Genomic DNA, 25301 nt, shown 5'->3' with positions numbered 1-25301 from the left:
AAGTCGTCATTTGTCTGCCGGCACCCGCGTGCTGCCGGAGACCTCGCTCACATCGATATCGCCGCTGCCTTTGTGCGCCACGCTCAGATCGCCACGCACCTTGCGGACATTCAACGCGCCGGAAGCGACCGACTCCACGTTGACATTGCCTTGCACATCGCGGATATCGACATCGCCCGAGCCGATCGTGCCGATCTTGATGTTGCCTGCGACGCCGTGCAGCTTGACCTCGCCGGACTGCACTTTCGCCACCTCGACCGCGCCGTGCACCTCACGCGCCTTGAGATCGCCCGAGCCCACTGCCAACACGCGCAGAGCGCCCAGGTCTTCCAGCTCGACATCGCCGGAGCCCACCTTGGCAGTCACGCGGCCCTTGGTGCGACGAATCGTCATGTCGCCGGAACCCACATCGGCGCTCACTGCGGCGGCGCCGTTGATCTGCGCATCGCCGGATCCCACGTCGAATTGCACCAGCACCGTGTTGGACACGCTGCCGCGCAGATCCAGGTAGGAGTAACTGTTGCCGAAGGAGAACCGGCGGTCATCGTTCAAGGTCACCACCAGCTTGTCGCCGACGCGTTTCTGGGTCACGGTCAGGCTCTTGAGCAACTCAGCCCTGGCAGCACAGGCGCGCCCGCTCAGTTTTCCGCCGCCGCTGGGCGAGGCGTCCAGATGCAGGTCGTTGGAAGCGACCTCGAACAGGACCGACTTCACGCCGGTCAGCTGCAGGTCCAGGCTGCGTGGTTCGGAGAATTTGCACTGCTCCTCTGCTGCTGCGACACCGGGCAATGCGAGCAGGATGGCCAGGCTCAGGGTCAGGCGCATGGGACGTCCCTCAGGCTTCGGAGCGCCGACGGCGCAGATAGATGGAGGCGGCGATCAACGCAACGCCGATGGCTGCGCCGATCCAGATGTCAGGGCTGCCATACACACGTGTGCTATCGGTGTGCTGCAATGCCCACTGCACCAGATCGCTGGGGTTCTGGATCATGCTGCTGTCCAGATTGCCGCTGACGGCAAGCGGCGACCAGGTGCCGGGCAGGGCGCTGAGCAGGCCGCGATAGCCGACGATGTACCAGATCCAGCCGATCGGCAGCGACACGCCCGGCATCGCCGAGAGAATGCTCAGCATCACGCAGGCCAGCAGCGGAAACAGCACCGCCCACAGGAACGGCTTGCTGTTGGCCCAGGCCGAGCAGAACATCAGCCAGCCCACGGTCGGCAGCGCCCACAACAGGCTCATCGGAACGGTCTTCAGCAACAGCCATAGCAGCGAAAACGGGTGCGAATGGGTCGCCAGCGCCCATGGGCTGGGCACACCTGCAATCAAGGCGCCAACGATGGCGATCAACCACAGCGCCATGCCGACCGCCGCACCGATCGCGATGGAAATCAGCGGCGCCAGCAGCAACGCCCAGGCGGCCTTGGACAACACCGTCTGCACGTCCGACACCGGCAACGATTTCCAGAACAGCACGCTGCGGTCGCGGCGGTCGTCGTACAGGCTGCCGAGCGCATAGAAAAACACCACGAACGCCAGGACTACCGACGCGATGCCGATGCCGCCCAGCAGCAGACCGTCGCCGACCTGGCCCAGCGTGCGGGTGTATTCGGCCAGGTCGTCCATGGCGATGCTGTCGCCGACCATGTTGCGGCGCGCACTGATCGCACCGATCACCGCGCCCAGCAGCGCGAAGAACACCGCAATGCCACCGGTGATGAACTGCGCCCACACGAAGCCGCCACGGTGCTCCCAATATTCGCGTTTGAGCAGCCAGGCGAAGGTGCGTGCGGGTGATGCTTGGTTGGTCACTGCATTCATGCGTAGGTCCCCTTCATGACCGCAACGAACAGGTCGGCTAGGCCGGGATTGCGGGTTTCGCCAAAACGGGCGAGCTGCTCTTTCGGCGCGCCATCGAACAACATCACGGTCTTGCCGAACGGCAGTCCGCGCTCGTCGATCGGCTTCAGCGCGCGTGCTGCATCCAGCTGATCGGCACCGACCAGGACTTCGGTGTAGCGCTCGGAGACGCTTTCCATATCGGCGGTGAGCACGATGCGGCCGTCGCGGATGAACATCACATCGGTGAGGATGTGTTCGATCTCCTCGACCTGGTGGGTGGTGACGATGATGGTCTTCTGCTCGTCGAAGTAATCCTCCAGCAGGCGCTGGTAGAACTGCTTGCGGTAGAGGATGTCCAGGCCCAGGGTCGGTTCGTCCAGCACCAGGATGCGTGCGTCGATGGCCATCACCAGCGCCAGATGCAGCTGCACGATCATGCCCTTGGACAACTCGCGCACCCGCGATTTGCGGTTGAGCTGGGTATTGGCCAGGAAACGCTCGCACTTGGCGCGATCGAAACGCGGATGCACGCCGGCGACGAAATCGATCGCTTCGCCGACCCGCAGCCAGCGCGGCAGCACCGCCACATCGGCAATGAAGCAGACCTCGTTCATCAGCGCGTTGCGCTGCGTGCGCGGATTCATGCCCAACACCTGCAACTCGCCGGCGAAATCGGTCAGGCCCAGCACCGCCTTGAGCGCAGTGGTCTTGCCGGCGCCGTTGGGGCCGATCAATCCAATGATGCGGCCAGCGGCGATGGTGAAGCTGGTGTTGTCCAGCGCGAGCCGATGCTTGTAGGCCTTGCGCAGGCCACGTGCATCGACCACATGGTCGGAGGAGACGGCGGTCATGGTGTTTTTCCCTGTGGCAACAGATCGTCGATGGACAGTCCCAGGCGCTGGATCCTTTCCAGCACGGCGGGCCATTCTTCATTCAAGAAACGCTCGCGTTCGCTGCCACGCAGCTTCTGTGCGGCTTCCGGGGTCATGAACATGCCCAGGCCGCGGCGTTTCTCCACCAGATTCTCGTCGGCCAGTTCCTGATAGGCGCGCGAGACGGTGATGGGGTTGAGTTGGTAATCGGCCGCCACCTGGCGCACCGAGGGCAGGGCATCGCCGGGCTTGAGAATTCCATCGAGCATCATGGCAATCACCCGTTCCTTGAGTTGGCGGTAGATGGGAGCGCCGTCGCTCCACTGAATGTCGTTCATGATCAGCTCCGTGGGCGCAGGGCCTGCGCGAAGGAGAAATAGGGCATCGACAGCGAAGCGCGCACATGCCGGCCAGGCCGGGAACGCGCTTCGGGGGGAGTTGTCGCGTTTTCCGTAACCGCCTCCGACACGCCATAATCGGCGCCGGACTCCGTCACCTGACTGGAAGCGGCTCCCAGGCAACCAATGGCAAACAGGGTGCTGCCGAACAGCAACAGCGGAACTGGTCGCGTGAAGCGTGTGCTGTTCATGCTTTGCCCTGCGTTGGATGACTGGTGTTGTATTCAACTATAACACCGGCACGCAGGTAGTCAACTGTTTGTCATCCCCAACTGATGGCACCCCTTTATCGGTGCGCCGCCTCAACTATCGAAGGGCATTGCTCATGTTGCTCAATCGTCTGCTAGCTCTTGTATTGACTGGCTTTTTTGCAACGCCTGCGTTCGCTGCCGGCACCCCGGTACTGGATGTGGAGTACCGGCCGCTGGCCGGCAAGACGCCGATCAACCTGAACCGTACCTACGGCGGCAAGGTTGTCATGGTGGTCAACACCGCCAGCAAGTGCGGCTTCACCCCGCAGTACGAAGGTCTGGAAGCGCTCAACCAGCGCTTCGGCAGCCGCGGCTTCACCGTGCTGGGCTTTCCGTCCAACGATTTCCAGGGACAGGAACCGGGATCTGAGAAGCAGATCCAGGAATTCTGCACGCTGACCTATGGCGTGAAGTTCCCGATGTTTGAGAAGGTCCATGTGCTGGGTGCCGAGGCAACGCCGCTGTATCAGCGCCTGACCCAGGCCACTGGCGTGGCGCCGGGCTGGAACTTCCACAAGTATCTGATCGGTCGCGATGGCCGGGTGGTTGCGCAGTTCCCCAGCAAGATCAAACCGGACGATCCGAGCGTGCTGGCAGCAATCGAACGCGAGCTCAAGGCGCCGGCGCGCTGAGCGCAGCGCTCGCATCGCCGCGCGCGCGTGCGACAATGCGCATTCAGCGCCATCGGTGGCGTGTCTTTTCACTTTTGGGAAGTGCATCGAATGAAGATGGGAAAGCGCGGCGCGGCGGCGTCGTTACTGATGGTGGCAATGGCGGCGTCGATGCCGGCGATGTCGCAGCAACCGGCCGCAGCGGCCACCAAGGAGAAGCCAGCTTTGAATGCATCGTCTGATAAGAGCACGCGCGACAACGTCAGCTACGCCATCGGTATGGACGTGGCACGTTCGTTCGAGCCGATCGCTCAGGACATCGATGTGAACGCGATGCAACGCGCCATCGAAAATGCATTCAAGGGCGGCAAGCCGCTGTTGTCGGATGAGCAGACCCAGGCCACCGATACTGCATTGCGTACCGCGCTCGCTGCCCGCAACGGCCAGCAGGTGCCAGGCATGGCGCCGGGCGCCGCGCCGGCTGCACCGTCCAAGGAAAATGTCGGCCTGATGCTCGGCGATCGCGCGGTTGGTCCGTCGCTGGCCGGTATCAAAGACGAGATCGATCTGTCGATCCTGATGGAAGCGGTGCGTACCGTGTTCGCCAAGGGCACCACGCGTCTGACCCAGCAGGAGGCCGCAGCCACCATGCAGGCATTCGCCTCTGCCAAGCAGGGCGCTGCCGCTGCCAACAATCGCCAGCAGGGCAATGAATTCCTTGCCAAGAACAAGACCGAGAAGGGCGTGATCACTACCGCGTCCGGCCTGCAGTACATGGTGTTGCGCCAGGGTAGCGGCGAGCGCCCGATGCGGACCAGCAAGGTGCGTGTGAACTACGAAGGCAAGCTGCTCAACGGGCAGGTCTTCGACAGTTCCTACCAGCGCGGCCAGCCGGCGGAGTTCGGTCTGGATCAAGTCATTCCCGGTTGGACCGAGGGCGTGGCGTTGATGCCGGTCGGTTCGAAATACCGTTTCTGGATTCCATCCAACTTGGCCTATGGCCCGAACGGCACGCAAGGAGGGCCGATCGGACCTGACGCAACGTTGACGTTCGATGTCGAACTGATGGGTATCCTTCCCTGATCTTCCGCAGGAGGCAGTTCATTCCATGCGCGTTGCGATCTTCGGCACCGGCTACGTGGGTCTTGTGACCGGTGCCTGCCTGGCGGAAGTGGGGCATCAGGTCGTCTGCGTGGATATCGATCAAGCCAAGCTTGATGCCCTCAATCGCGGGCTGATTCCGATCTACGAGCCCGGCCTGGAGCCGATGGTGAAGGCCAACCATGCCGCCGGCAGGTTGCGCTTCACCAGCGACGCGGCTGCCGCGATCGCGCATGGCGAGATCACCTTCATTGCCGTAGGCACGCCGGCCGACCAGGATGGGAGTGCCGACCTGCAATACGTGCTGGCAGTTGCGCGCACGGTGGGCCGACATATCGACGGCCCGGCGATCGTGGTCAACAAGTCAACGGTGCCGGTCGGCACGGCCGATCGCGTGCGCGCGGCGATCCAGGAAGAACTGGCCGCGCGCGGAGTGGCGCACGACTTCGATGTCGTCTCCAACCCCGAATTCCTCAAGGAAGGCGACGCGGTGGCCGACTGCATGCGCCCGGACCGCATCGTGATCGGCGCCAAGAAGCCGGCGGCCATTGCGCGCATGCGTCGCCTGTACGCACCGTTCAATCGCAACCGCGATCGCATCGTCGAAATGGACGTGCGTTCGGCCGAGCTGACCAAGTACGCGGCCAACGCGATGCTGGCGACCAAGATCAGTTTCATGAACGAGATCGCCAATATTGCCGAGCGTGTCGGTGCCGACGTCGAACACGTGCGTAACGGCATCGGCTCTGATCCGCGTATTGGCTGGCACTTCATCTATCCCGGCGCCGGTTACGGCGGCTCGTGCTTCCCGAAGGACGTGCAGGCATTGGCCAAGACGGCCGAGCAATACGGAATGCAGCCGACCCTGCTCAACGCAGTGGAAAGCGTCAATAACGCGCAGAAGGGCCATCTGTTCGAACTGGTGCAGCGGCATTACGGCACCGAGGGCGCCGGCATTGTGGCCGGCAAGACCTTCGCGGTGTGGGGTCTGGCGTTCAAGCCCAATACCGACGACATGCGTGCTGCGTCCAGCCGTCGCTTGATGGAACAGTTGTGGGAAGCCGGTGCCACCGTGCGCGTCTACGACCCTGAAGCCACTCGCGAAGCCAGGCGCATCTTCGGCGAGCGCGATGATCTGACCTTCTGCGACAATGCCTTTTCTGCACTGGAAGATGCCGACGCACTGGTCGTGGTTACCGAGTGGAAGCAGTTCCGGAGCCCGGACTTCGGCAAGATCAAGCAGGCCTTGAAGGACGATGTCGTCTTCGACGGCCGCAACCTTTACGACCCGCAAGAGATCGAAGCCGCAGGTCTGGCGTACTACGCCATTGGACGAGGCCGTTCGCTGTATGCATGAGCAACTCCCGCTGCAAGACCGCGCGCTGGAAGCGCGGTTGATCGAATTGGAAACGCGCCTCTCCTTCCAGGAGCAGGCGCTCAACGAACTGAGTGAAGCACTTGCAGACGCCCGTTTGACGGGCGCACGTAATGCCGAATTGATCCGCCACCTGCTCGAGGATCTGGGCAAGGTGCGCTCCACATTGTTTGCCGATGCAGCGGACGAACCGCCGCCTCCGCACTACTGATTGCAGATTGCCACCGCCATGAGCGATACCTTACGTGACCAGTTGCTTGGGTTGGGCTTCAAGTCCGCGCCCAAGCCCGAACGCAAACCCGATGCACGTCCTGCAGCGCGTGCGCATGGCAATGGCGGCAAGCCAGCACCCGGGGGTAATCGGCCGGGCCAGGCCAGGGGGCCGCAGCGTCCGCATGCCGCTGCGGCGACCGATGGCCATGGCGAGCGCCAACCCGCTGGCAGGCCCGAGCGTCGTCATGACGGCAAGCCCGGTGCAGCGCCGCGTCCGCAGCATCCCGCTGCAGATCGCCGTGGCCCCAGGCCGGCGCGCACGCGCGAAGATATCGATCTGGCCAAGGCCTATGCGATCCGTGCGCAGCGCGAGAAGGACGAGCGCATCGAAGCCGAGCGAGTGAAGCAGGAAGAAGCACGTCTGCGTCGCGAAGCCAAGGCCAAGCTCGAAGCGCTGGTGAAGGACAAGGGCCTGAATGATGCCGCTGCGGATATCGCCCGGCACTTTCCGTATGGCGGCAAGATCAAGCGCATTTACGTCAACGCCGATCAGCTCAAGGCGCTCAACGCCGGGGAGCTGGGCGTGCTGCAACTCAACGGACGCTATCTGCTGGTGACTGCCGAGCTTCTCGCCGAAGCCGAAGCGGTGTTCGCCCCATCGGTGGCATTGAAAGTGGACCCAAACGCACCAGCGGGCGAGGACCCGTACGCTGATCCGAAATATCAGGTGCCCGACGATCTGGTCTGGTAAGACGCGCTGCGTGGTGTGTGTTGTATACGGGCGCCTACGGGTGCCCTTTTTTTAGGCATTTTCCGCAGCCAGCAAGCGCGCAGCCGCCGCGTAAGCCAGAGGGCGGCCATCGGATTGTCGGGCGTAGAACGCATGCTGGTTGTCTGGTCATGGTGCCGCACTGCCATCGGGGCTCACCCTGACCGCTAACCCGGCAGACAATGGCCAGAGCGCCGCTATACAAGCCGGTCACAGGCGGCGCGGCACCATGCGCGCCGTTACGTATCGATGCAGGCTGGCGCCTCTGCCGTTCCCTCGTCCCTGCGTGGTTGCTCTGTCCTGCCAATGGTGCTGCATATGTCCCTGTCGTCGAAATCCTTGAAATCCAACGCCGTGGCGGCCGTCGTCTCTCGTGCGCCTGTTCGCGTGCCGGTGCGGGCGCCGCGCCGAACGCCGTCGGCTTTGGCGATGCTTGCGCTGTGCGTGGCTAGCGGGCACGCCGCCGCGCAGGCAGACGATGCGCCAGCGTTCGACCGGCCGGGCATTCCGTTCGCTGCGGAGGCGTTGCAGCCAGGTGCGTTTGCCTGGGAACAGGGCTTGCCGGATGCGAGTACCGATCGCAGCGGCGGGCAGCGCACGACCCAATACACTGCCGACACGCTGCTGCGTCTGGGGTTGTTCCAGGATGTGGAGCTGCAACTCGGGAGCGACAGCTACAACTGGCAGCATGGCGGTGGCGCGCGGGTGCGTGGCGGTGGCGACAGCAGTGTCGGGTTGAAGGTGGCCTTGCCATCGCGCTCGGAGAACTTTCATTGGGCTGCGTTGGGCACTTACAGCATTCCGACCGGCAGCCCGGCCTTCAGCGACGGCTACTCGCGCGAACTCGGGGTGACTGCATCCTGGGATCTGGCGCAGCAGCGCGCCATCGCGTTATACGTCAATTACGCGCGCGACGACGACGGGCACACCTGGACGTTCTCTCCCAATTACACGTTTTTCTCCGGCGACCATTTCAGCAGCTATGTGGAAGCGGGCTTGGACACCGGCAGCGAGCATGCGCGTGTGGCTGGCGCGGGTGGCGCCTGGCAGCTGCCGCATGCGATGCAGCTGGATGTGTCGGTGTTGCGCGGACTGACCTCGGAAAGCCCGGACTGGCAGGGTGGCATCGGACTGTCGATCGCGTTTGAGTGAGCGGCGCGAACCGCCGCTGCTGGGTCACTGGCCAGTCGGCGCGTTGCCCTGGGCCTCTCAGCCTGGTGCCAGATGAGCTATGTTGCACTGCCGCATGCATTGGCTGCGCGGAAAAGGCCTAATTGGATCGATCCAATTTGATGCCACTGCATGCGTCTTTCTTCCACCGCAAGGCTTGCCACGTGACGCCAGCCAAGCCGACACCCGAGATGACGGCGGACGACGCGACGCCGGGCGCGCGGCGCGGCGCGGTGACGTTACGCGATATCGCCGGCGCCATTGGTGTCTCGCGCGCAACGGTGTCGCTGGTGTTGCGCGGTAGCCCGCTCGTGCATGCGAGCACGCGCGCGCGCGTGGAGGCCGAGCTGGATCGGCAGAATTACGTCTACAACCGCGCCGCGGCGAACTTACGCCAGCGCACCTCGTCCAGCGTCGCGCTGGTGATCAACGATTTGTCCAACCCGTTTTTTGCCGAGTTCGCCGCCGGCGTCGACGAAGCACTGGGCGCAGCCGGCTATGTCACCTTGCTCGGTAGCACCGGCGAATCGACGCAGCGTCAACAAGCAGTGCTGACCTCGCTGATGGAGCACACGCCGGCGGGCATCATCCTGTCGCCGGCCGAAGGCAGCCAGGCGCAGGCGCTGAGCCAGGTGCTCGGCCGCCAGCGCAACGTGGTGCTGTTCAATCGCGAGGTGGAAGGCGCGCAATGGGATCTGCTGGCGCTCGACAACGCACAAGGCGCGTTCGTGGCCTGCTCGCATCTGATCGCGCAAGGTCATCGGCGTATCGTGTTCTTCGGTGGGCATGCCGCATCCAGTTCCTGCCGCCAGCGCCGCGCCGGCTACGCGCGTGCGATGCAGGAGGCGGACCTGGAAACGCATTACGTCGAGTCGGCTCCAAATCGCCAGGACGCCGCAGTCTGCGGGGCGCGCTTGCTAAACAGTACGGCGCAGGCAGCGACTGCGGCGGTCTGCTACAACGACACCGTTGCGCTCGGCTTGATGGCGGCACTGGCCAAGCACGGCCTCGTACCCGGCCGCGACTTCGCGGTGACCGGCTTCGACGATATCGCCGAAGCGGCGCTGTTCACGCCTGCATTGACCACCCTGGCTGCAGACCCGCGTGCGCGGGGCAGGCAGGCTGCGCAATTGGTGCTGCAACGTATCGGTAGCCCCGAGCTTGCCGCACAACAGCTGACCGCCGCAGTCGCACTGAATATTCGTGCGAGCAGCGCCTGCGGACCCACAACGCGAATGTCACCACCTCCCCCAAGCGGTCCATCCGCCCATTCCCCTACCAAGGCCTCAGGCCGCTGACCAGGCAATCCCTATGGTTTCCCTTTCCACGCAATCCTCCGTGCCCAGCGGCAACAAGGCGCCCGTCAACAACGGCGTCGCGTTGTCGGTGGTCACCACGATCTTTTTCATGTGGGGCTTTCTGACCTGCCTCAACGACATCCTGATTCCGCATCTGAAGGCGGTGTTCGAGCTCAACTTCGCGCAGGCGATGCTGGTGCAGTTCACCTTCTTCGGTGCCTATTTCCTGATGTCGCTGCCGGCCGGTTGGCTGGTGAACCGGTTGGGCTATAAGCAGGGTATCGTGGCCGGCTTGGCGGTGGCGGCGGTCGGCGCGCTGGGCTTCTGGCCGGCGGCGGAATTGCGCGTGTACAGCGCATTTCTCGGCGCGTTGTTCGTATTGGCCACTGGCATCACCATCTTGCAGGTGGCGGCCAATCCCTACGTCGCCTTGCTGGGGCCCGAGCGTAGCGCCTCCAGTCGCTTGACCCTGGCCCAGGCACTGAATTCGCTCGGCACTGCAATCGCGCCACTGTTGGGCGGCTGGTTGATCCTGTCCAACACGGTAATGAGCGGCGACCAACTGAAGGCCCTGCCGGAAGCTGAGCAACTGGCTTATCGCGTGCAGGAAGCGCAGGCCGTGCAAGGCCCGTACATCGGGCTGGGCATCGTGCTGTTCCTGTTGGCGATCTTCGTGTTTTTGTTCCGTCTGCCGGCTCTGACCGACGCCAGCGCACAGAAAGACGACAGCACGCATTCCTTGCTCGACGCCTTGCAATACCCGCATGTGCGCTTCGGTGTGTTGGCGATCTTTTTCTACGTTGGCGCAGAAGTGGCGATCGGCAGCCTGATGGTCAATTACTTCTCGCTGCCGCAGATCGGTGGGTTCACCGAGCGCGAGGCAACCAAGTATGTGTCGGCCTACTGGACGCTGGCGATGATCGGCCGTTTCATCGGCTCGGCGCTGCTGGCCAAGCTGTCGCCGCGCGTGTTGTTGTCGGTGTTCGCTGCAATCAACGCGGTGTTGCTGGGCCTGACCATGGCCAGCGGCGGCATGTTGGCGGTGTACGCGCTGGTGGCGATCGGCCTGTTCAATTCGATCATGTTCCCGACCATCTTCACCCTGGGCATCGAGCGGCTTGGTCCGCTGACCGGGCGCGCGTCGAGCCTGCTGATCATGGCCATTGTCGGCGGCGCAATCGTGCCGTATCTGCAAGGGTTGCTCGCCGACAGCATCGGCCTGCATGAGTCGTTCGTGCTGCCGTTGCTGTGCTACCTGTACATCGTGTTCTACGGTATCTGGGGCTCGCGGTTGCGCGGCGCACTGGCGGAGGCACGCGCATGAGTGCGAGCAGGCATCAGGTGGTGTGTTTCGGCGAAGCGCTGATCGACATGCTGGCGTTGCCGCAGGCCCGCCCGGACGAGGCGCGCACCTTCGCGCAATATGCCGGCGGTGCGCCGGCCAATGTCGCCGTTGCGGTGGCGCGCCTGGGGGGCGCTGCGCATTTTGTGGGCATGCTCGGGCGCGACATGTTCGGCGATTTCCTGCTGCAAAGCCTGCAGCAATCCGGCGTGGCGACCGACGGCATCGTACGCACCGATCAGGCCAAGACTGCGTTGGCGTTCGTTGCGTTGGACGACGCGGGCGAACGCAGTTTCAGTTTCTACCGTCCACCGGCAGCGGACCTGTTGTTCCGTCCCGAGCACTTCGCTGCGGACGGGTTTACGCAGGCAGCGGTCTTGCATGTGTGCTCCAACAGCATGACCGAGCCGGAAATTGCCCAGTGCACGCTCGACGGCATGCGCCGTGCGCGCGCCGATGGCGCCATCGTCAGCCTTGATCTGAATCTGCGCCCGATGCTGTGGCCGCAGGATGTCGACCCGGCGCCGTTGCTATGGGAGGCGCTGGCGTTGGCCGATGTGGTCAAGCTTTCGCGCGAGGAACTTGAGTATCTGGCGGGAACGCTCGATAGCGACGCCAGTGCGGTCACGCAAAAGCTGTGGCAGGGCAGGGCCAGTTGGTTGCTGGTCACCTATGGCGGCGGGCCGGTGCATTGGCAGACACGGACCGATTCGGGCCAGGTGCCGGCGTTCCAGGTGCAGGTGCGCGATAGCACCGCCGCCGGCGATGCGTTCGTCGGCGGGCTGCTGTATCAGCTGGCGACGCGTGCTGCATCGCTGGAGCAGCTGTGCGGTGATCCCGCGGTAATCAATGAGGTGATCCGGTTTGCTGCCGCGGTCGGCGCGCTGGCGGTGACGCGCAAGGGCGCGTTCGCGGCAATGCCGAGCATCGATGAAGTCCATTCCTTGATCCAGGAACAATCATGAGCCGTTTGCCTGCAACACCCGCACCCGATTTCCGTTCGGCCGACGTCTTGCGCCAGCACATCGCCGACACCATGGCGTTCTATCATCCGCGCGCGATCGATCCGGCCGGTGGGTTTTTCCAGTATTTCCGCGATGACGGTTCGATCTACGATGCCGGGCATCGGCACTTGGTCAGCAGTACGCGCTTCGTCTTCAACTACGCGATGGCCTACCGCGAGTTCGGCGATGCTGCGTACCTGCAGGCGGTACGTCACGGGCTGGACTATCTGCGCAACGTGCATCGCAACCCGCAAACCGGGGGTTACGCGTGGACGCTGCGCGATGGCGTGGTCGAAGACGACATGAATCACTGCTACGGCGTTGCCTTTGTGTTGCTGGCGTATTCGTGCGGCTTGAAAGCCGGCGTCGATGAGGCGCGTGAGTGGATGGACGAAACCTGGCAACTGCTGGAAAAACACTTCTGGGAAGCAGGCTTCGGCTTGTATCGCGACGAAGCCGACGCGCAGTTCAACTTCACCAGCTACCGCGGTCAGAACGCCAACATGCATATGTGCGAGGCGATGATTGCTGCGTACGAGGCCAGCGGCGAGCAGCGTTATCTCGATCGTGCACTGGTGCTGGCGGAGAACATGACCCAACGCCAGGCTGCCAAGGCCGATGGGCTGGTGTGGGAGCATTACGATCTGCATTGGAATATCGACTGGGATTACAACCGCGACAATCCCAAGCACCTGTTCCGCCCGTGGGGCTTTCAGCCGGGCCATCAGACCGAATGGGCCAAGCTGCTGATGCTGCTGGATCGCTATGCGCCGGCCGACTGGTTGCTGCCCACCGCGCAGCACCTGTTCGATGTGGCGGTGGAGCGCTCATGGGATACGCAGCGCGGCGGGCTGTATTACGGCTTCGACCCTGAAGGCAATGTCTGCGACGACGACAAGTATTTCTGGGTGCAGGCCGAGTCGTTGGCCGCTGCTGCATTGCTGGCGCAGCGCAGCGGCGACGATCGCTACTGGCAGTGGTACGACACGCTGTGGGCCTATTCGTGGGCGCACATGATCGACCATCAGTATGGCGCGTGGTATCGCATCCTGGATGCGGACAACCGCAAGTACAGCGATGAGAAAAGCCCGGCGGGTAAGACCGATTACCACACCATGGGCGCGTGCTACGAAGTCTTGAACGTGTTGCGGCCGGCTGCTTGATGCTGGCGTGATCCAAGCGCCGCCGCGCAATGCGGTGGCGTTGCAGCGTAGGAGCGCACCCGGGCGCGATGAGGTTCTACCAGGAAAGCCTCATCGCGCCCGGGTGCGCTTCTACGATCTGCGGACTGCAGATGCCCTTACTCCGGGTCGTAATCCAGATTCGATGCCAGCCAACGCTCGGCCAGTGCCGGCGTGATGCCCTTGCGCTTTGCGTAATCGGCCACCTGTTCCTTGCTCAGTCGCCCGACCACGAAGTACTGGCTCTTGGGGTGGCTGAAGTAATACCCGGAGACCGCGGCGGTGGGCAGCATCGCGAAGCTTTCGGTCAGCGACATGTCGGCGTTGCGCTCGGCATCGAGCAGATCGAACAAGGTACGTTTTTCGCTGTGTTCGGGGCAGGCCGGGTAACCGGGTGCCGGGCGAATGCCGCGATAGCGCTCGGCGATCAAGGCTTCGTTGTCCAACGCTTCGTCCTCGACATAACCCCAGAACTCGGTGCGCACGCGTTGATGCAGGCGCTCGGCCAGTGCCTCTGCCAGACGGTCGGCCAGAGCCTTGAGCAGGATGGAATTGTAGTCGTCGTGCGCGGCTTCGAACCGGGCCACATGCGCATCGATACCGATGCCGGCAGTGACCGCGAAGGCGCCGATCCAGTCCTGCGTGCCGCTGCTTTTCGGAGCGATGAAATCGGCCAGGCAGAAATCCGGGCGGTCGATGGGCTTGTCGACTTGTTGGCGCAAAAAGTGCAGGAGTTGCCGGGATTGGGGATTGGAAATTCGGGATTGGCTTTGCTTCTGCCAATCTCCAATCTCGACTTCCGAATCCCGGGGGTCCGTCAGGATCACCTCAACATCATCCCCAACGCTATTTGCCGGCCACAGCCCGAACACGGCCTTGGCCGTCAGCCACTTCTCTTCGACGATGCGCTTGAGCATGCGGCGTGCGTCGCGATACAGCTCGCTGGCCTGGGTGCCGACGATTTCGTCGCTGAGAATCGCGGGAAACTTGCCGGCCAGTTCCCATGCCTGAAAGAACGGCGTCCAGTCGATGAGTTCGATCAGCTCCTGCAACGGGTAGTCGTCGAAGACGTGGATGCCTGGCCGGCGTGGGGCCGGTGGCGTGTAAGTGCCCCAATCGCCGTCGAAGCGTTGCGCACGCGCTTTTTCGAGCGACACCAAGCGCTTGGCATCGCCGCGATTACGGTGGCGTGCGCGGATTTCCGCGTAATCGGCATCGTTGGCGGCGACGAAGGCCTGGCGTAGGTCGCGCGAGATCAGCGACTGCGCCACGCCCACGGCACGCGAGGCGTCCTTCACCCACACGGTGGGCGCGGTGTAGTGCGGGTCGATCTTCAGCGCGGTGTGCGCGCGCGAGGTCGTTGCGCCGCCGATCAACAACGGAATGTCAAAGCCCTGCCGCTGCATCTCGCGCGCCACATGCGACATTTCTTCCAGAGATGGCGTGATGAGGCCGGACAGCCCGATCAGATCCGCGTTTTCTTCGCGTGCGCGATCCAGGATCACCTGCGCCGAGACCATTACGCCCAGATCCACCACATCGAAGTTGTTGCAGGCCAACACCACGCCGACGATGTTCTTGCCGATGTCGTGCACGTCGCCCTTGACGGTGGCCATGATGATCTTGCCGTTGGACTTGCCGACATCGCCGGTGCGCAGTTTTTCCGCTTCGATGAAGGGCAGCAGATACGCCACCGCTTTTTTCATCACGCGCGCGGACTTGACCACCTGCGGCAAAAACATCTTGCCGGCGCCGAACAAATCGCCCACTACGTTCATGCCGTCCATCAGCGGGCCTTCGATCACGTCCAGAGGGCGTGTGGAATGCTGGCGCGCTTCTTCGGTATCGGTTTCCACGAATGCGTCGATGCCATGCACCAGCGCATGCGCCAGGCGCGCGCGTACCGGCTTGTCGCGCCAGGCCAGGTCTTCGACTTTTGCCGCGCCCTTGGTGCCCTTGTAGCGCTCGGCGATTTCCAGCAGACGTTCGGTGCCGTCACGGCGTCGGTTGAGGATCACGTCCTCCACGCGCACGCGCAGTTCCGGGTCCAGTTCGTCGTAGATCGGCATGCCGCCGGCGTTGACGATGCCCATGTCCATACCGGCCTTGATCGCATGGAACAGGAACACCGAGTGGATTGCCTGGCGTACGGTTTCGTTGCCGCGGAACGAGAACGAGACATTGGAAACGCCGCCGGACACATGGCAGTGCGGCAGCGTGTCCTTGATGATGCGGGTAGCTTCGATGAAGTCCACCGCGTAGTTGTCGTGCTCTTCGATGCCGGTGGCCACGGCAAAGATGTTCGGGTCGAAGATGATGTCTTCCGGCGGAAAGCCCACCTGCTCGGTCAGCAGCGTGTAGGCGCGCGTGCAGATCTCGACCTTGCGTGCGCAGGTGTCGGCCTGGCCCGCTTCGTCGAAGGCCATCACCACCGCGGCGGCGCCGTAGCGCAAGACCTTGCGGGCGTGTTCGATGAACACCGCTTCGCCTTCCTTGAGCGAGATGGAATTCACCACGCTCTTGCCTTGCAGGCACTTCAATCCCGCTTCGATGACACTCCACTTGGACGAATCCACCATCACCGGAATGCGCGCGATATCCGGCTCGGACATGATCAGGTTGAGAAAGCGCGTCATTGCCTTCTCCGAATCGATCAGGCCTTCATCCATGTTGACGTCGAGGATCTGCGCACCGCTGTCCACCTGCTGACGCGCGACCTCCACCGCTTCCTCGTAGCGCTCCTCCTTGATCAGCTTGCGGAACTGCGCACTGCCGGTGACGTTGGTGCGCTCGCCGACGTTGACGAACAACAGGTCCGGCGTAATGACCAGCGGCTCAAGGCCGGACAAGCGGGTGTAGCGGGGAGTGCTCATGCAAGGCTCTGCTGGAAGGCGACGCCGACGGCGCGATCGGTCGTGGTGAGTAGGTGTTCACGGCCCGACCCTGGGGCGCGGTGCAATGCGGCCCTCATCCGGCGCTTCGCGCCACCTTCTCCTGCAAGTGGGAGAAGGCAGGTGGACTGCGCACGGCGCGTCCTTGCGGCAATCCAAGCGCCGCGCTGTCCTTCTCCCGCCAGCGGGAGAAGGTGCGCGGCGCGATCGGTCGTGGTGAGTCGGTGTTTACGGCCCGCCCCTGGGGCGCGGTGCAATGCGGCCCTCATCCGGCGCTTCGCGCCACCTTCTCCCGCAAGCGGGAGAAGGCAGGTGGACTGCGCACGGCGCGTCCTTGCGGCAATCCAAGCGCCGCGCTGTCCTTCTCCCGCCAGCGGGAGAAGGTGCCCGAAGGGCGGATGAGGGTGAGCCTGAAGCATCACGCCGCCAGCTCTTGTGCGCCCGGCAATTGCCGCGGTGGCAGATCAGCGACCGCCTCGGCAATGGCGCGGATATGGTCGGGCGAGGTGCCGCAGCAGCCGCCGACCAGATTGAGCAGGCCGGCCTGTGCGAATTCGCGCAGCGTCTGCGCCATTTCTTCCGGCGTCTCGTCGTATTCGCCGAAGGCATTCGGCAAGCCGGCATTCGGATGCGCACTGACATAGGTGTCGGCGATCTGCGCCAGCGTTTCCACATGCGGGCGCAAATCCCTGGCGCCGAGCGCGCAATTCAGGCCGATCGACAACGGCCGGCCGTGCGCGACGGATGCATAAAACGCTTCGGCAGTCTGTCCCGACAAGGTGCGACCGGATGCATCGGTGATGGTGCCGGAGACCATCACCGGCAAACGCCCGCCGCGCGCGTCGAAGACCTCTTCGATCGCATACAGCGCGGCCTTGGCGTTGAGCGTGTCGAAGATGGTTTCCACCATCAGCGTATCCGCGCCGCCATCGATCAGGCCCTCGATAGCCTCGCGATAGGTTGCGCGCAGCGCATCGAAACTGGTATTGCGGTAGCCCGGGTCGTTGACGTCCGGGCTGATCGAGGCAGTACGGCTGGTGGGGCCGAGCACGCCGATCACAAAGCGCGGCTTGTGCGGGGTCAACGCCTCGACGTCGTCGCAACAGGCGCGCGCGACCTGTGCGCCGGCCTTGTTCAACTCGTACACCAGATGTTCCAGGTGATAGTCGGCCTGGCTCACCGACGTGGCGTTGAAGGTATTGGTTTCCAGGAGATCGGCACCTGCCTCCAGGTAGGCACGATGAATGCCGGCAATGATTTCCGGGCGGGTCAACAGCAGCAGATCGTTGTTGCCCTTCAGGTCGTGGCCCTGCGGTACGTGCGCGTGGTCGCAACCGGGGCCGTGCACGTGCGCACTGTCGTAGCCGTCGGCAAAGCGGGTGCCGCGGTAATCGGTCTCCTGCAGATCGTGGCGCTGGATCATGGTGCCCATCGCCCCATCGATGATGAGGATGCGCTCGGCAAGCGCGGCAGTGAGCTTGGCTGCGCGTTCTGGATGCAGCCACGGCAATGCAAACGGGATTGGAGATTCGGGATTAGGGATTCGCACGTGCGTCATGGTCCGGTTCTCCGCGCAGCGGTGTCTTTGTTTTCCACTAATCCCGAATCCCGATTCGCCATTCCCGGCTTCACCGCAATCAGCGAGATCACTTCGAAATGGGGCGGGCGTTTTTCGCGTGTCACCGTCTCCAGGCTGGAGACGTCCAGCCCGGCTTTTTCAACGAACTTGCGCAACTCCTTGACCGCAAAGCCCAGATTGACGTGGCCGTACGCATGCACTGCGGCGCGATGTTCGTGCTTGGCCAGGCTGCACAGCAGCAGGCGGCCGCCCGGGCGCAGCACGCGCGCCGATTCGGCTACCGCCTGCGCCGGTTTGGCCGCGTAGGTCAGTGCATGCATCAGCACCACCAGGTCGAAGCTGGCAACGGGGAATGGCAGCGCATGCATATCGCCTTCGCGCACTTCCACGTTGCGTAGTTTGCGCAGGCGCTCGCTGGCGGCCGCAACTACGCGCGCGCTGGTGTCGATGCAGATGTAGCGGGTGGCGTGCGGTGCCACCAGTTCGGCCAGCACGCCGTCGCCGGACGCGATATCGAGCACGTCGCCGGTTTCCAGCAGGGGCAGGGCGGTGCGCGCCAGGGCCTCCCAGGTGCGGCCCGGCGAGTAATGCCGCTCCATGTCGCCGGCCACCGAATCGGCCCAGTTCTGGTCCGCGGCACGGTTGGCCAGCACGGCGGCCACGCGCTCGGCATCCTGGCGCAACAACGGGTCGTCGCTGCCGGTGCTCAGTGCCAGCCACAGCGCCCGTTGGGCCGGGTCCAGCGACACTTCGTCGAAGCGGTAATACGCCGACACCCCGGCGCGACGGTCGCGGACCAGCCCGGCTTCCTTGAGTTTGGCCAGGTGCGTGGACACCCGCGGCTGCGCCAGGCGGGTGATGGCCGACAGCTCGGCCACGGTGAGTTCTTCCTGCTCCAGCAAGGCCAGCAGGCGGACTCGGGTGGCGTCGGCGAATACCTTCAGGCGTGCCGACCAGTCTTCCAGATCCATGAATATCTCTATATCGCGATATGGAGATATTTTCGACCCGGCGCCAGGTGCGGTCAACTACATACGCATGCGAATGGTTGGCGCTACAATGGGGCTCAGCTCAGGCCTGAAGGGGTGCGACGTGGATTTCAGCTTCACCGAAGAACAATTAATGATCCAGGATGTGGCGCGCCGCATCGCGCAGGAAAAGATCGCGCCCAGCGCCGAGCAATTCGACCGTAGCGGCGAATTCCCGCTCGAAAATATCCGCCTGTTGGGCGAAAACGGCCTGATGGGCATCGAGGTGCCGGTCGAATACGGCGGCGCCGGCATGGACCCGATCAGCTACGCGCTGGCGATGATCGAAATCGCCGCGGCCGACGGCGCGCATTCCACCATCGTTTCGGTCAACAACTCGCTGTTTTGCACCGGTATTCTGAAGAACGGCAGCGAAGCGCAAAAGCAGCTCTACGTGCGCGCGATCGCCGAAGGCGCGCACATCGGTGCGTTCGCGCTGACCGAGCCGCAGTCCGGCTCGGATGCCTCGGCAATGCGCTGCCGCGCGGTCAAGCAGGCCGATGGCAGCTTCCTCATCAACGGCAAGAAGAGCTGGATCACCTCCGGCCCGGTGGCCAAGTACATCGTCTTGTTTGCAATGACCGAGCCGGACAAGGGTTCGCGCGGCATCACTGCGTTCATGGTCGACACCGATCGCGCCGGTTTTCATCGCGGCAAGACCGAGCCCAAGCTCGGCATTCGCGCCTCGGCCACCTGCGAAATCGAGTTTGCCGATTACGTTGCGCAGCCCGATGAAGTGCTGGGCGTGGAAGGCGAGGGCTTCAAGACTGCGATGAGCGTTCTGGACGCCGGGCGCATCGGTATTGCCTCGCAAGCGGTCGGGATTGCACGTGCGGCTTATGAGGCCACGCTGGCCTACGTCAAGGAGCGCAAGGCATTCGGCGCGGCGATCGGCACGTTCCAGATGACCCAGGCCAAGATCGCCGACATGAAGTGCAAGCTGGATGCAGCGCTGCTGCTGACGCTGCGCGCCGCGTGGTTGAAAGGGCAGGGGCAGAAGTTCGGCACCGAAGCGGCAGTGGCCAAGCTCACTGCATCCGAGGCGGCGATGTGGATCACCCATCAGGCCGTGCAAATCCATGGCGGCATGGGGTATTCGAAAGAAATGCCGCTGGAGCGCTACTTTCGCGATGCAAAGATCACCGAAATCTACGAGGGCACCTCGGAAATCCAGCGCCTGGTGATTGCGCGCGGCGAGACTGGCTTGCGCTGAAGTCGACCGCGCTCCAGCGCTGCCGCCACGCGCGGCAACGCTGGAGCGCTCTCCGCGATGCAAAGATCACCGAAATCTACGAGGGCACCTCGGAAATCCAGCGCCTGGTGATTGCGCGCGGCGAGACTGGCTTGCGCTGAAGTCGACCGCGCTCCAGCGCTGCCGCCACGCGCGGCAACGCTGGAGCGCTCTCCGCGATGCAAAGATCACCGAAATCTGCGAGGGCACCTCGGAAATCCAGCGCCTGGTGATTGCGCGAGGCGAGACTGGCTTGCGTTGAGGTCTTGCCGCGCTCCCGCGCTGCCGCTATACGCGGCAACGCTGGAGCGCGCTCGGGTCGCAGCGATGCGGCAAGGTCCGACCGCTTGCTGCAGTGCGTTGTGATCACCAAGGGCGGCTACGCCAACGCTTGTCCTGCGTTGCAGGCGCGGACCACAATCGACGCCTCTCCCGTGTCTGGTGCGCGCATGTCCCGGTCTTCGCACGCTGCTTGGTTCCGTGTTTCACGCTCCGGCTTTGCACATACGCTTTGGTGCTGGGGGCTGCTGCTGTTCTGCACGATGGCAAGCGCGCAAACGCCGCCACCGTCGATCGTGCCGACCGATCGCCTGCAGGAGTCCTGGTGGGCGCAGCGGCATGCCCAGGTGCTGGAACAGGTCAAGCAGCACCCGGATGCCAAATTGCTGCTGATCGGCGATTCGATCACCCAAAACTACGAAAAAGCCAAGGCGCCGGACGAAGACTTCCAGCCGACCTGGCAAACCTTCTACGGTAGCCGCGGCGCACTCAACCTGGGTTTCAGTGGCGACGGCACCGAAAACGTGTTGTGGCGGCTGGCCAATGGCGAAGTCGACGGGCTGCAGCCGAAGGTCGCGCTGGTGCTGATCGGCACCAATAACACCGGCCATCTCGGTCAAACCGCCGAGCAGACCCAACTCGGTATCGATGCGGTGGTCGCAGCGATCGAGCAAAAGCTGCCGCGCACGCACATCCTGCTGCTGAGTGTGTTGCCCAGCGATCTCTCCAGCGAAAAATCGCGGCGCGATGCGCAGATCAATCAGGGCCTGGCCGTGCGTTACGGCGACAACCCACGCGTGACCTATCTGGATGTGAGCTCGGTCTTCCAGCGCGGCGGCAAGCTGCGCACCGAGCTGTTTTACGACACCCGGTTCCGTCCGGCGGCCGGTGCCTTGCATCCGGACACGCGGGGGCAGCGCATGCTGGCCGAAGCGATCGAGCCCACGCTCGCGCGGCTGCTGGGCGAGCCGCCGGTCAAGCCGGTGGCCGAACTCGGCCGTGACGCGGCGACCTCGCTGATGCCGGTCGACTGGCTGGAGCAGGATTCCTACGACTGGTACGCACGCCACCACGCAGCGCTGGCCATCGCGCGCAGCCTGAAGCCGGAGGTAGTGATGATCGGCGACTCGATCACCCATTTCTGGTCTGGGCCGCCGCAGGCCACGCGCGTCAGTGGCCCCGAATCGTGGCAATGGTTGTATGGCATGCGGCCGGTACTGAATCTGGGCTTCGGCTGGGACCGCACGCAAAATGTGCTGTGGCGCATCCGCCAGGGCGAACTCGATGGTCTGGACCCGCGCTGGGTGGTGCTGCATCTCGGCACCAACAATCTCAGCGGCACGGCGCAATCGCGCGCCAGTACCCCGGCTGAAGCGGCGTTGGGTGTGCAGGCGGTGGTGAGTGAGGTGCGCCGCCGCCTGCCCAACAGCAAGCTGATCCTGATGGCGATCATGCCGCGTGGCCGCAACCCCGACGATGCGCGGCGCGCGCCGATCGCCGAGACAAACCGGCTGCTGGTCGCGCGCTATGCCAAGGATCCGGCGGTGCAGTTGGTCGATATCGGCCCCAGGCTGCTGCAGCCCGACGGCACGCTGCCCGAAGCGCTGATGCCCGATGGCACCCATCCCAGCGAATCCGGCTACCGCATCTGGGCACGGGCGCTGCGCGAGGCAGGAATTACCGCTGCGCCGTGACGGGGGCGGCGCGCGCGCGTTCGTCGAAAGGCGAGCGCGGCTGGTGAGTGTGGCACTGCGGCCGCCCGCGCGCTGCTGCGTTGTGCGTGCCGACAGTCGCGTTTGGTTTTTAGCATTGCGCGGGCCCACATTCCGCGTGGAGCGTGATGACGGCCGACGGGCTCAAGCGAGGCTATCTGCCGCGTCCGACGCCAGGAAAGCGAGCCCGGGTCGAGGTGCCGGCAAGGGCTCGGCGCGGCGATCGAGTACAGAGCACTGCATTTTCGAGCCGCAGAAACCAGAAGACCCCCGATTGCTCGGAGGTCTTTTTAAACTGGTGCCCAGAAGAGGACTCGAACCTCCACGAAGTTGCCCCCGCTAGCACCTGAAGCTAGTGCGTCTACCAATTCCGCCACCTGGGCAGGTGAGCCGCGAATTTTGCAGGCTCCCGGCAGGCTTGTCAATGGTTTCTGTGCGGCAATCGTCGGCGGTCGCGCCGGCCTTGCTGCCCATCTCGCCGCGCCACGCAGTACCATGTAAGCAATGACAAAGAAAAAAACCCCAGATTCCGATCGGCCGAGTCGCCGCAAATCCACCGGCGCAGGCGATTCCAGCGCTGCCGAACAGCAGAAGTTGCCGGGCTGGATGCCAGACTTCCTGGTCCGTGCCGCAGCCGGCGCATCGACCAGGTCCGCCAACAAGCGCGCTGCCGACAAAGCATCCAACGCCTCCAAAGCCTCGCCACAGCCGGCGACCGCGCCGCCTGCGCCGCCTGCGCCGCGCGCTCCGCATCCGCGCAAGAGTGGCCCGTCTGCGCCGCCGCCGGAACGCTTCCAGACCGCCGCGCCCGCGGCTGCCGAATTCAAGGATCCGCATGCCGAGCGCGAGGCTCTTCGGTATGCCGAGCCGATCGCCAGCCGCGAGGCGATCCTGCAGTTGCTGGAAGCCTGCGACGGTCCGCAGACCGCCGAAGAAATTGCCGAGCAGCTCAATCTGAGCGATCGCATCGACGCGCTGGGCAAGCGCCTGGCTGCGATGGTGCGCGAAGCACAGCTGGTGCAGAACCGCCGCGGCGGTTATGCGCCGGTGCAGCAGACCAGCCTGATCGCCGGCGTGGTCATCGCCAATCCGGAGGGGTTTGGTTTCCTCAAACCCGACGAGGGCGGCGACGATCTGTTCCTGCCACCGTTCGAAATGCGCAAGGTCATGCATGGCGACCGCGCGCTCGCCAATGTCACCGGCATCGATCGCCGCGGCCGTCGCGAAGGCGCCATTGCGCGCGTGCTCGAGCGTGGCATGTCGCGCATGCTGGGGCGCTTCTTCTATGAGCACGGCGTGGCTTACGTCGACCCCGACGACAAGCGCATCCAGCGCAATGTGCAGATCGCCCCGGACGGTATCGGCGAGGCACGCGAAGGCCAATTGGTGGTCTGCGAACTGATCGCCCCGCCGGACGCGCGCCGCCCGGCGATCGGCAAGATCATCGCGGTGCTGGGCGACAAGCTGACGCCGTCGCTGGTCGTGGAAATGGCCATCCACGGCCATGAATTACCGCACGAATTTCCGCAAGAAGTACTGGACGAAGCGGCGGCCGTGCCGTTGGTGGTCGAGCCGCAGATGATCGGCGGGCGCGTGGACCTGCGGCAGATGCCACTGGTCACCATCGATGGCGAAGACGCCAAGGATTTCGACGACGCGGTGTATTGCGAACCCAACGCCGACGGCTTCCGTCTGGTGGTGGCAATCGCCGACGTGTCCAACTATGTGCGTCCCGGGACGCCGCTGGACGACGAAGCGCAAAAGCGCGCCACCTCGGTGTATTTCCCCGGGTTCGTGGTGCCGATGCTGCCGGAAACGCTGTCCAACGGCATCTGCTCGCTGATGCCCAAGGTCGACCGCATGTGTTTCGTCTGCGACATGCAGGTGGGGCGCGATGGCGAAGTGACCGGCTCGCGTTTTTACGAAGCGGTGATGAATTCGCACGCACGCCTGACCTATAACCAGGTCTGGAAGGCGGTGGGCGAAGACGATGCGGATACCAAGGCCTTTATTGGTCCGTTGCTGCCGCAAGTGCAGCGCCTGCATCAGCTGTATCACCTGCTGTCGAAGGCGCGCACGCAGCGCGGCGCAATCGAGTTCGAAACCTCCGAAGTGCGCTTCGTGCTGGACAATACCGGCGAAGTCACCCAGGCCGGCATGCTGGTGCGCAACGATGCCCACAAGCTCATCGAAGAATGCATGATCGCCGCCAACGTCGAGGCGGCGCGCTACCTGCTGAGCGTGCATGTGCCCGCGCCCTACCGTGTGCATGAGCGCCCGCCGGAGAGCAAGTACGAAGACCTGCTGGAGTTCCTCAAGGAATTCCAGCTGAGCTTGCCGGCATGGAGCAAGGTGCGACCCGGCGACTACACCAAGCTGCTGAAGAAGGTGCGCGCGCGCCCGGATGCGGCGCTGCTGGAATCGGTGTTGCTGCGCAGCCAAAGCCTGGCGGTGTATTCGCCGGAGAACAACGGCCATTTCGGTCTGGCGTTGGAGGCATACGCGCATTTCACCTCGCCGATTCGGCGTTACCCGGATCTGTTGGTACACCGCGCAATCAAGCACGCACTGACCGGCGCCAGCCCGCAGACATTCATCTATACCCCGCGTCAGATGGCGGCGCTGGCATTGCAATGCTCCGAGCGCGGACGGCGTGCCGATGAAGCCGAGCGCGAAGTGGACGAGCGCTACCGCGCAGCGTGGATGGAAAAGCACGTCGGTGGCCAGTTCGATGGCGTGATCAGCGGTGTGACCGGATTTGGCCTGTTCGTGGAGTTGACGCAGTCCAAGGTCAACGGCCTGGTGCACGTCACGCAGCTGCCGCAGGACTATTACCAGTTCGATCCGATTCGCAAGACGCTCAGCGGCGAGCGCCGTGGCCGCGAGTTCCGCCTCGGCGACCCGGTGCGTGTGCTGGTGCTCAAGGCCAGCATGGAAGAGCGCAAGATCGATTTCCGCCTGGCCGACGAAAATGGCGGGGCGCCCGAAGCGCCGCTGCCGCCGCGCGAGAAGCCGACCAAGCGCAAGAAGAAATCGTACTGAGCTGCAGGACCATGCTGCGGGCGATCGAAATGGCAGCCCGCAGCACGTTTAGTGGTGGCAAGAGCAGCCACTAACATGTAGCGAGAGTCGTCGGATGGGTGCAGATGGCGC

At 63.9% G+C, this 25301-nt stretch carries 20 protein-coding genes, 1 tRNA gene and 1 pseudogene; 13 read left to right on the top strand and 9 right to left on the bottom strand.

Annotated features, from left to right (window positions below; genetic code table 11):
• Positions 1–6: 6 nt before the first annotated feature.
• Genes EO156_RS18975 through EO156_RS18955 form a run of 5 tightly spaced genes read right to left on the bottom strand, consistent with a single transcriptional unit; the run spans position 7 to position 3304 of the window.
• The gene (locus EO156_RS18975) at positions 7–825 is read right to left on the bottom strand and encodes a DUF4097 family beta strand repeat-containing protein (protein ID WP_016849098.1); all 819 of its coding nucleotides are present in this window, start codon (positions 823–825) and stop codon (positions 7–9) included.
• A 10-nt stretch (positions 826–835) separates the two neighbouring features.
• Positions 836–1822 (bottom strand): hypothetical protein, encoded by a 987-nt coding sequence (locus tag EO156_RS18970; protein WP_003483688.1) that lies wholly within the window; start codon positions 1820–1822, stop codon positions 836–838.
• A complete protein-coding gene (locus tag EO156_RS18965) occupies positions 1819–2694 on the bottom strand; it encodes an ABC transporter ATP-binding protein (RefSeq protein ID WP_016849097.1) in 876 nt (291 codons plus the stop codon). Before EO156_RS18965 ends, EO156_RS18970 begins: the two co-directional genes overlap by 4 nt.
• Positions 2691–3053 (bottom strand): GntR family transcriptional regulator, encoded by a 363-nt coding sequence (locus EO156_RS18960; protein WP_003483692.1) that lies wholly within the window; start codon positions 3051–3053, stop codon positions 2691–2693. Before EO156_RS18960 ends, EO156_RS18965 begins: the two co-directional genes overlap by 4 nt.
• A 2-nt stretch (positions 3054–3055) precedes the next feature.
• Positions 3056–3304, bottom strand: coding sequence for a hypothetical protein (locus tag EO156_RS18955; protein ID WP_015472303.1), 249 nt, complete (start codon positions 3302–3304; stop codon positions 3056–3058).
• A gap of 134 nt (positions 3305–3438) precedes the next feature.
• Here EO156_RS18955 and EO156_RS18950 point away from each other — a divergent pair, with 134 nt between their 5' ends.
• The 10 genes from EO156_RS18950 to EO156_RS18905 all read left to right on the top strand — a co-directional run bounded on the left by EO156_RS18950 (position 3439) and on the right by EO156_RS18905 (position 13410).
• Positions 3439–3996, top strand: a complete 558-nt coding sequence (locus EO156_RS18950) for a glutathione peroxidase (protein WP_016849096.1) — start codon at positions 3439–3441, stop codon at positions 3994–3996.
• A 90-nt stretch (positions 3997–4086) separates the two neighbouring features.
• Positions 4087–5058 (top strand): FKBP-type peptidyl-prolyl cis-trans isomerase, encoded by a 972-nt coding sequence (locus tag EO156_RS18945; protein ID WP_005913770.1) that lies wholly within the window; start codon positions 4087–4089, stop codon positions 5056–5058.
• Between the two features lie 25 nt (positions 5059–5083).
• A complete protein-coding gene (locus EO156_RS18940; protein WP_016849095.1) occupies positions 5084–6433 on the top strand; it encodes a UDP-glucose/GDP-mannose dehydrogenase family protein in 1350 nt (449 codons plus the stop codon).
• Positions 6426–6662 carry a SlyX family protein gene (locus EO156_RS18935; protein WP_003483700.1) on the top strand — a complete coding sequence of 79 codons (237 nt, stop codon included), beginning with the start codon at positions 6426–6428 and terminating at the stop codon, positions 6660–6662. The genes EO156_RS18940 and EO156_RS18935 overlap by 8 nt, the downstream gene beginning before the upstream one ends.
• A gap of 18 nt (positions 6663–6680) precedes the next feature.
• A complete protein-coding gene (locus EO156_RS18930; protein ID WP_326492057.1) occupies positions 6681–7415 on the top strand; it encodes a DUF2058 family protein in 735 nt (244 codons plus the stop codon).
• Positions 7416–7739: 324 nt separating this feature from the next.
• A complete protein-coding gene (locus EO156_RS18925; RefSeq protein WP_016849916.1) occupies positions 7740–8585 on the top strand; it encodes a transporter in 846 nt (281 codons plus the stop codon).
• Positions 8586–8725: 140 nt separating this feature from the next.
• Positions 8726–9901: a LacI family DNA-binding transcriptional regulator gene (locus EO156_RS18920; protein WP_016849915.1), complete on the top strand. Its 1176-nt coding sequence runs from the start codon at positions 8726–8728 to the stop codon at positions 9899–9901.
• A gap of 13 nt (positions 9902–9914) precedes the next feature.
• Positions 9915–11225 (top strand): L-fucose:H+ symporter permease, encoded by a 1311-nt coding sequence (gene fucP, locus EO156_RS18915; protein WP_005913776.1) that lies wholly within the window; start codon positions 9915–9917, stop codon positions 11223–11225.
• A complete protein-coding gene (locus EO156_RS18910) occupies positions 11222–12208 on the top strand; it encodes a carbohydrate kinase (protein ID WP_016849913.1) in 987 nt (328 codons plus the stop codon). Before fucP ends, EO156_RS18910 begins: the two co-directional genes overlap by 4 nt.
• On the top strand, positions 12205–13410 hold the full coding sequence (locus EO156_RS18905; RefSeq protein ID WP_016849912.1) for an AGE family epimerase/isomerase: 1206 nt from the start codon (positions 12205–12207) through the stop codon (positions 13408–13410). Before EO156_RS18910 ends, EO156_RS18905 begins: the two co-directional genes overlap by 4 nt.
• A gap of 137 nt (positions 13411–13547) precedes the next feature.
• Here the strand turns inward: EO156_RS18905 and metH are convergent.
• The 3 genes and pseudogenes from metH to EO156_RS18890 form a co-directional block, all read right to left on the bottom strand.
• Positions 13548–16304 (bottom strand): annotated as a pseudogene (metH, locus tag EO156_RS18900) (methionine synthase); the annotation flags it as partial.
• A 433-nt stretch (positions 16305–16737) separates the two neighbouring features.
• Complete coding sequence (locus tag EO156_RS18895; protein WP_016849910.1) at positions 16738–17877, bottom strand: homocysteine S-methyltransferase family protein; 1140 nt, start codon at positions 17875–17877, stop codon at positions 16738–16740.
• Positions 17874–18869, bottom strand: a complete 996-nt coding sequence (locus tag EO156_RS18890) for a metalloregulator ArsR/SmtB family transcription factor (protein WP_016849909.1) — start codon at positions 18867–18869, stop codon at positions 17874–17876. Before EO156_RS18890 ends, EO156_RS18895 begins: the two co-directional genes overlap by 4 nt.
• Before the next feature lie 88 nt (positions 18870–18957).
• Here EO156_RS18890 and EO156_RS18885 point away from each other — a divergent pair, with 88 nt between their 5' ends.
• Together EO156_RS18885 and EO156_RS18865 are read left to right on the top strand one after the other, a co-directional pair.
• Entirely contained in the window at positions 18958–20139 is a 1182-nt protein-coding gene (locus tag EO156_RS18885) for an acyl-CoA dehydrogenase family protein (protein ID WP_029828661.1), read from the top strand.
• A 467-nt stretch (positions 20140–20606) separates the two neighbouring features.
• Positions 20607–22130: a platelet-activating factor acetylhydrolase IB subunit gene (locus tag EO156_RS18865; RefSeq protein WP_170828819.1), complete on the top strand. Its 1524-nt coding sequence runs from the start codon at positions 20607–20609 to the stop codon at positions 22128–22130.
• A 314-nt stretch (positions 22131–22444) separates the two neighbouring features.
• Here the strand turns inward: EO156_RS18865 and EO156_RS18860 are convergent.
• Positions 22445–22531, bottom strand: a tRNA-Leu gene (locus tag EO156_RS18860).
• 121 nt (positions 22532–22652) lie between these two features.
• Between EO156_RS18860 and rnr the strand changes: the two genes are divergently transcribed.
• The gene (gene rnr, locus EO156_RS18855; RefSeq protein WP_029828666.1) at positions 22653–25190 is read left to right on the top strand and encodes a ribonuclease R; all 2538 of its coding nucleotides are present in this window, start codon (positions 22653–22655) and stop codon (positions 25188–25190) included.
• Positions 25191–25301 lie beyond the last annotated feature (111 nt).

Source organism: Xanthomonas sp. DAR33341 (assembly GCF_003992815.1).
GTDB lineage: Bacteria > Pseudomonadota > Gammaproteobacteria > Xanthomonadales > Xanthomonadaceae > Xanthomonas > Xanthomonas cissicola.
The sequence above is the reverse complement of the archived record's forward strand: the minus strand, read 5'-3'. Positions and strand labels throughout refer to the sequence as shown.